Source organism: Pseudoalteromonas sp. Isolate3 (assembly GCF_022398505.1).
GTDB lineage: Bacteria > Pseudomonadota > Gammaproteobacteria > Enterobacterales > Alteromonadaceae > Pseudoalteromonas > Pseudoalteromonas apostichopi.
Window position 1 is genome coordinate 1 of the sequence record NZ_JAKEVN010000149.1, and the last position, 7,812, is coordinate 7,812.

5 protein-coding genes are annotated in these 7,812 nt (G+C 44.5%); all 5 read right to left on the reverse strand.

What is annotated here, in order from left to right:
* Positions 1-930 (reverse strand): hypothetical protein (locus L1D46_RS18820; RefSeq protein WP_239978033.1); only part of this gene is annotated, 930 nt, incomplete at its 3' end.
* 17 nt (positions 931-947) lie between these two features.
* Complete coding sequence (locus L1D46_RS18825) at positions 948-6,098, reverse strand: phage tail protein (RefSeq protein ID WP_239978034.1); 5,151 nt, start codon at positions 6,096-6,098, stop codon at positions 948-950.
* On the reverse strand, positions 6,091-6,501 hold the full coding sequence (locus tag L1D46_RS18830; protein ID WP_239978035.1) for a hypothetical protein: 411 nt from the start codon (positions 6,499-6,501) through the stop codon (positions 6,091-6,093). The genes L1D46_RS18825 and L1D46_RS18830 overlap by 8 nt, the downstream gene beginning before the upstream one ends.
* Entirely contained in the window at positions 6,485-7,075 is a 591-nt protein-coding gene (locus L1D46_RS18835) for a hypothetical protein (protein WP_239978036.1), read from the reverse strand. The genes L1D46_RS18830 and L1D46_RS18835 overlap by 17 nt, the downstream gene beginning before the upstream one ends.
* Positions 7,075-7,683 carry a hypothetical protein gene (locus L1D46_RS18840; protein WP_239978037.1) on the reverse strand — a complete coding sequence of 203 codons (609 nt, stop codon included), beginning with the start codon at positions 7,681-7,683 and terminating at the stop codon, positions 7,075-7,077. Before L1D46_RS18840 ends, L1D46_RS18835 begins: the two co-directional genes overlap by 1 nt.
* Positions 7,684-7,812 lie beyond the last annotated feature (129 nt).

A 7,812-nucleotide genomic window follows, 5' to 3' on the forward strand; every position in this document is an offset into this window, starting at 1 on the left:
TAAACCCTTTTTATATACAAATGGATCATCATCGGTGATTTCACGTAAAAAAGCCTCGAATCCCCACATATCTACGCGGTCAGTTACAACTTTATTTGTTGTCGTTTCGGCCGCAAACGCTAAAGCCGGAGTTGGGTATGTAACAGATTTACCTGTTGCACTATTGTATGTTCGGGTTCCACCTTCGGCGGGTGGAAGTTTGACGAGGTTGTTTCCACCGTTCGTTGTCGAAAGGCCCGATAACTCAGTCAATACTCCATCAATGCAAATAACGGGCTCACTTTGCTTAGAGTCACCTTGTTGTGAGGTGTCTGCGCTGTCACGGCCAAGGTTTAAAATATTAGGAAAAGTGGTATTAGTCCAAAGGCCACTTGCTACCACCAAACGATTTACACCATTTGTGTACTCTTTACCTTTATGGTAGAAGCCGCTGGCATATTTTTCTCTATTCGCTGCTCGCATAGCTTCAAATTCAACCTTACGCATTGCCCAGGGATTAGGATGATATGCATTCATTTGGGCTTGGTTATCGGCTTCAATTTGTTTGAGGGTTTTAACTGTTGTGGTGGTGCCATCTGATTTTTTAAATGTCACCGTTCCTAGGTTGTTTTGATAATCCTGCAGGGCTTGCTGATTATCGTTAACAAGAATATTGGCATCTTGAAGCGCTTTGACAGCTGCGCGAAATTCGCCACTTGTCGGAATAACAATAGCCGGTTGGTTATTTTGGGTTGTTAATTCCCACGCTTTAATAAGTTGAATAAACTTTTGGCCTTGGCCATTTTTGTAAGCTTGTTTAATTTCAACCAGTGGAAAACTGCCGATTTGTAAAAAATCACCAGCTTTGATGTTCTCGATACTTTCTGCGCTATTTACATCAACAACATCTTGGCCGTTTAGTATGCTGACTGAATCTGCAGTAAATGCCATTTTGTATACCTCTTTGTTTAGCCGCGTAAGTAAATCACGGCAACTTGTTTAATTTGGGTTGGTGAATCGAAACTAACTGAATGCCTTGCTTGTGCGATGGTGTAGGGCTTTTCGTGGTCTTGCTCTGGCTGCTTCATGCCTTTGCCACGCATTGAGCTTGAGCAAATGTAGTCACCCGTTTCAAGGTTGCCGCCTTCACCACACACATTCATGACGCCTTCGCCTAATGCGTTCATAACTGCTAGGTCATGGGTTTGTTTATAATCTTGGTATCGCTGAAACCCTCTAAAACCTTTTAATGCGGCTGGGATTGAGCTTGTTTCTGTAGAGTGCTTTTTGACGAATACGCCGCGCACACTACGCTGTTTAGGCTGGCTTGAGGGTACGGCGGTACAAATGGCATTGGATACGTTTGCTATATTCACAAGCTCTAAATCACAAACAATATCGCCAGGGGCTAACTCAATTGATTTTTCAATGAGTGCATCGTGTGAGCCCGTGAAAGGGCCATACCCACCTGTGACAGCATAAAAGGCGTAATACTGGCCTTCGCCTCGCGCCCCTTGCGATGTACCACGAAGATTCGCGCCATGCTCCCAATCACCACGCGTTGAGAATTGACTTGTAACTAAACCCGCTTGTAAAAAAGAGGTACCATTCCCTGATATAGCTGCTGTTAAGGCCCCGTTAGTTCTAAAACGTAAACCGCCATATTCATAAGTGAGGGTGACATTATTGCCCGCATCAAATAGAACCCTACCAGCTGCAAACGCCATGCTGTTGGGTGTTATATCTAGGCCTGTAACTTTACCGTTTACGTCTATTTGTAAGGCAGCACGCGCATACAATTGACCTAAATCATTAGCATGTGATTGCAACGTTAGGCTTGCGCTTGCTGCTTGTTGCTCCGTGGTTTGAACGCGGTTTGTGAGCTGTGAAATTGACGATACCGCACCATCTGCCGTGGTTTTTACTTGTGATACACGTGTAGAGAGCGCTGATTGCCCTGATTCAAGGTTTGTTGCTCGTTGGCTCAGTGCATTGATAGAACTAGTATTGCCGTTTGTATCGGCTTCGATAGAATTAATGCGCTGTGTTTGAGCTGAGAATGCATTATCAACATTCACACTGTATGAGTTTATGGCCTGTGATATGGCTTGGTTTGTATTTGCTGCTGTGTAATAGTCAAAACTTAATGTTGAATACACACCATTAATGCTTGCTTGCAATTGTTGTTTAGCACTTGCTATTGCGCTGTTTGTTTCTGCCGCCGTGTAATAGCTTGTTGATAGGGTGCTGCTCACTTCACCAATTGAGGATTGCAGCTGGTTAAACCGTGATGCTGTCGCTTGTGCTTCAGACGAAAACGACTGCTCCATTGTCTCAATACGACTGAAACTTTGACCTACACTTGTTTCAATGCCTTGAAAACGCGTTGCCGTTGCTTCAGCTTCAGTAGCGCGTGCTTGTTCAATCGTTTCTATCTTGCTGTTACTTTCACCTAAGTTTGTCTCAAGGGTTTGGGCACGAGTGGCAACGGCTTCAAATTCATCAGCAACAAACTTTTCGTATTCTGTGAGTTTTGCTTGATTATCTTTAAACTGCGCTTGTACTTCACGTTGATTAATCACCTGGGCTTGGTATTGGTTTGATACCACTTTATTGACAGACTGAATAGCTGCAAAACTCTGCTTATACACTGCTACAAGCTGCTTAGATTGCTCTGACAAGCTTTGTATGTCATCTACTTGTGCTTTTAGCTGCTCTTGTGCATACGCAACTTGTACGCCTACCTCTGCCAGTTCGTTGTTTTTAATTAGTGCGTTGTATGCTTCTAATACATCATTAATAGACGCGTCTTGTAGCTCTAAATCGAGCCCTTGAATTTGTGCTATTTGACTATCAATAATGCCTGCTTGGGCATCTAAGCGCTGATTTACCAAGCTAAACTTTTCATCGGTACCGTCAGGCTTTGCATTAAAGCTAACAATTTGTTGCTCAATGTAAGCTTCTGCGCCATCAATAAACAACTGCGCATTATTGGCTTTAGTGAGTATGTCGTTATCAGTAAATTCTTGCAGGGTGGCGGTAATGCTATACGTGGTGTTAAACGTATCAATAATGGTGTTAACATCACTTTCTTTTTGATACCCGTTAGCTAATACCCATGCCGTACTTGCGTATTGGGCCATGATGCCTGTTCGGGCATTAATGTCGGTTTCAAGGGTCGTGGTACGTGCAACAATGTCTTGAAGTGCCAAGTCGTTTGCGCCACGTTTACCGACTTCAATCGAGTCGATATCACACGCGCCTAAATCAAATTTCAGACTCGTTACTTCGCCAGTGTAACCCGCAAGCCCCCACGCATTAACTTGCAATGTTTCCCAGCTATCAGTAGCAGGGGCAGGTAGTTTTAATGTAATGCTGTCATTAATAATGACGTTGCCGCGCCACGTTGCACCTTCATGCAAGCGCACACGCACCCTAAACATCGGGTTGTCATCAGCTATATAGCTAATAGCAGGGGTCGTAACTGCATTAATAGCAACGATAAAACCCTCTGCATTATAACTTGATACGCCTGTGAACCCTTCATCTGAGCTATTAAACTGCCAGCTGTATGCGGGGGTGAGCGCCTGAATAGCTCCCGCTATTTCTGATTGCACCTCGGTGTACGTTGCACGGCTATTAATTTGCCCAGCTTGTAGCGCAAGGGTTGATTCTGCTTTTGTTAAACGCGTGGCGGTTTGGGTCACTTGCTGAGTAGATAGCTCAACCAATGCATTTACAGCGTCAATTTTTGTATAAGCTTCTTGTAGCGCTTCGCCGGTTGCTTCATACGCTTTATTAACGATAACGCCCGATTCTGGGTCAATATACGCCACGGCATCGACTAAGCGCTCTGATTGCTCTGTTCGCTGCTCATACGTTGTGCGCCAGTTAAGATAATCAACCGTCATATCAAACACGACTTTTTCAAAGTCTGTTCGTTCAGCTATCTTGGCATCGAGTGTATTTAAGTTGTAATTAAAGCCAAGCTCAACAGTCGTTATGTCGTCGCGTATATCTTCTAGGTCTTGCTCAATGTTGTCTTTAATGTCATCAAGTTGATCATCAATATTGTTGTCACTGTTTTCACGTAAGCGATCAACAAGCTGGTTCATTTCATTTAAAAAGTCTTGTGCTTCTTGGTCGAGCTTTGTAAGGGGAATATCGTTAATATACTCGGTTAAGTCGACGGTGGTTGTTGTAGCAGACACATATACCCACGCACTTGCACCTAGATGGTTAACACTGCGCACTCTAAAGTTGTATTCTGTTTCACTTTTTAAACCAATTCGGTTGTAGATTTGGGCAAAAGCACGTTCACTTGTTTGCGGCTGCTCAGTAGAACCTAAGAACTCCCACTCAAATTGGGTGCCTATGCCTGCATCATTCAGTTCAGCCGTTAAAGTAATTTGATTAAAGTCTTCAACAACACTGACAGTTGGTTGCGAGGGGGTAAGCACATCAAACTGTATTGCAACTAAATTTGAGCGCTGGCCAAAAATATTACGGGCACTAATTCGTGCTGTGTAATCACCAAGTGCCAATTTAGGAATAGTGACTTGCGTATAAGTCACAGTCGATTTATAAACGGGTTCATTTGATGATGATTTTACAAACTCAACATCGTATTCATGCACGGCTAATGGCGTAGGATGATCCCATTTTAAAATCCCATTTCCGTCACCATCAACTGTTACCCGTACATCATTAATAGGCTTAGGTTTACCTACTAAATAATCACTGTTAGGCGTTAAATCTTGCGCGCCTGGTATTAAGTTATCACCCCATAAGCCTGGGCCATCTTCGATACACATTAGAGTCACACCACCGTCTAAGCGAAAGCGGCGCTCAGTAACACGGTAGACTTTATTGTTAATCGATTCACCAGGTAAGTTTAAGTAAACAGTTCGGCCAACTGCAGCAGCCAAGCCTTTGTGCTTAAGGGGTAATTCAATTTCACCTAAGCGTGTTTGCTCAAGGTGTATAGTGGCTAAGCGCTGTGCTGTCGTGCTGCTTCTAACAAAGGGTAGGGTAATCGACTTTTCTAATACCTGATTATCACGTGCCTGGTATGCGGTTGATATCACCGGTGGTGCATCGGTTCGTTCGTAGTTTTGTTCGGGGTCGGTAAATGTAGCGCGAACAACGTTGGCACGGTCGCGTAAATCGGCATGCCATTTAATCTTAATGTTGCCGTGAACATCATCTGCATTAATGGTGTAAGTTGGGTTGCCATACCAGGCACCCACACGCACATACCATTGGCCCATTTGCCTAAAAATCTTACCTGCAAAACAGGCTTCAAGTTGGTTTAATACATCAAGGGGTTTCGTAGTGAATGTAAAGCTGCCATTGGTTGTATAACGTGGCTCAGTCGTCACATTACCGTCTTTATCAGTAAACTCTGCCTCTTCATCGCATACGTTAATGGCGGCAATCCACCACTCAAGGGGTAAGCGCTCAAAAGGGACTTCATGCGCCCCGTAAAAGCGTACATAGTGCAGGGCACATAACACGGCATTTTGTGACCAAAGCCACGTGGTTTCATCATCAGGGTTTTGACTTGGGTCGCGTGGGTCCCACACCCGGGCACCGCGAATTAAAAACTCAGTATCGCTAATTCCATCCGGAAATACTTCACGGTTATTTTCAAACTCAACAAATATATGCGCTTGGCCATACCCAATGTGTGCAGCAGTCCAACCCGCCATTTTAGACACAGCTTTACTGTTTGCGGTGGTATGGCGGCCATCACTTAATTCATAGTCCCAACTTTCACTTGGGTATTCACTAAGCGGCTTATCCGCAATATAGATCTCTTCGAGGGCATCAATCGGGGCACCATTAATCAGCACCACCATTTGAACAAATTTCTTTTTATTACGCTCAACTTCAGCCTGGTGCACAATAACGCCACCCACACGGTCACGGCCAAATGTAATACGTCGAGGTTGGTCTATGCCTTTTTGTAAGCCCTTAGCAAGTGTTGCAAGGTCTTCTTCAGGTACATCAGGGGTGAGCGAGTCCCACAATGCGCCGACAGTCTTATCAAAGATACTACGACCGATGCCGAATAAATCGCCACCTGTGTCTACAACGGTATCGACAATTTTAGACATTGCGCAGCTCCAATGGGTAAACCGCTTTTACGCAGCTCATAGGTTTAGTCACAAGCCCATTCTCACCAACACATACAACGGCATTGACCGTCACAATACCCCCAACAAGTTCATCGTTAAATTCAACAAGGGCACAATCACCACGCCTTGCATACGCTACGGGAATTTCAGGGTTTAAACGGTCTTTAAAGACACTTTGAACATCGTTTAAACCACGTTTAAAGAGTTGTTTAAATGCACCATTCTCAGAGCGGTACTTACCTCTAAAATCTGCAGCAACGTCTTGGCCCGTCGAAAAGCGAACCCAATCTGCCACCAATAGGCAGCAATCATTTTTACCCCATTTAAACGGCATACAGTTACGTTGATTAATAAAGGCGGCGAGTTTAGCGGTGACGTTCATTTTTACGTTTCCCTATAAAGTTACCTGGCTGGGTGTCTGGTAGGTTTTGTTTATTGGCAGACGCTTGCTCACTGAAAAAGGCATCATCAGGGTAAAGGGCGCGCTGTGTGGCATCATTCCAGCGTTGGTGTAAGCGTGATTCTTTCCAGCGCTCACTTTCACCCGCTACACTTAATTGCACTTGTGATACAGCACCACGCTCTACATCGCACGCCACAATGTAACCACTTTCAAGCAGCTGGCTCTGGCTTACGCGGTAGTGTTCATCCACAGTAACAAGGTAGATTTCGCAGGTATGGCCAATAGGGTCATTCTCAGCCACTTCAGCCAGCACGGCTGTGTCTTGGGTATGTAGAGTTAAACGTATACGGGCGCTGTCGTTTTTGTCATTCGCAGGTATTTCGCTCACGGTGCCGAGCATGCCTAAGCCATACCAGGTTAAGTTTTTAAAGCGACGTTCACCCACACCGGTATGCAGCAACACATCACCGCTTTTAAATGCCAGGCGAACAAAGTAACGGGCACGGCCACTAGTGGCTAAATCAGCAAGTAAGCCAGCGTTTAACGACTCCATTAAAACGCCTCCCGTCCTTTGATTTTCCAACTAGTCACAATGCCTTTTTTGTATTCAGCGCTATCTATGCCCTGGTTGTTATCAGCAAGACGGAATAAGCCACGTGGTTGTTTAAAGGTGACAAAGGTATTGTCTGCAGGTATTTTGCGCAGGGGAGATTCAAACACGGCAGTCGCACGACCGTTCGAGTCACTAACTAAATCAGACGTTAAAATCTTAAGTTCGGTGTTTTGGCCAACGCCTATTTGCATACGTTCGCCAGTAACCAACAGGGTTTGGTTTAGTGGTAGGCCATCAATATTGAGAATGTTACCATCTTGGTTAGCACCATACACATAGCCCATAAAGTCCTTGTCTAATTGCTCACGGCGATAATCAAACAAGGTAAAAGTGCCCACTTGACCACGTAAACTAGCAATAAACCCATCCAGTGCTAATGCTTCACGCTCAGGCACGTTGGCTAATTCAATTTCAAATTCCCAATAGGCACCCTCAAGGTCATACACCTCACTGGCGTTATTGGCTTTGTTTAAATGCACTTGGCTATTCGGCACTAACTTAAAGTTAGAGCGTTTAGGGCGTTTGGGTAAGGGGAGTGGGACTGTCATCGTTACCAGGCTTTAAGTAAAACACTGGTAACGAGTATAAAATTTAGGGGGTAAGCTTTCGGCTGGAAAGGGGTTTACATAGATTATATTGCTTTATATGCAGTAAAATCGAATAAATAATCATTATAT

What these genes read in the sequence shown, in the direction of transcription:
- L1D46_RS18825 (WP_239978034.1), bottom strand. Translation starts at nt 6,098, where the DNA reads ATGTCTAAAATTGTCGATACCGTTGTAGACACAGGTGGCGATTTATTC.
- L1D46_RS18830 (WP_239978035.1), bottom strand. Translation starts at nt 6,501, where the DNA reads ATGAACGTCACCGCTAAACTCGCCGCCTTTATTAATCAACGTAACTGT.
- L1D46_RS18840 (WP_239978037.1), bottom strand. Translation starts at nt 7,683, where the DNA reads ATGACAGTCCCACTCCCCTTACCCAAACGCCCTAAACGCTCTAACTTT.
- L1D46_RS18835 (WP_239978036.1), bottom strand. Translation starts at nt 7,075, where the DNA reads ATGGAGTCGTTAAACGCTGGCTTACTTGCTGATTTAGCCACTAGTGGC.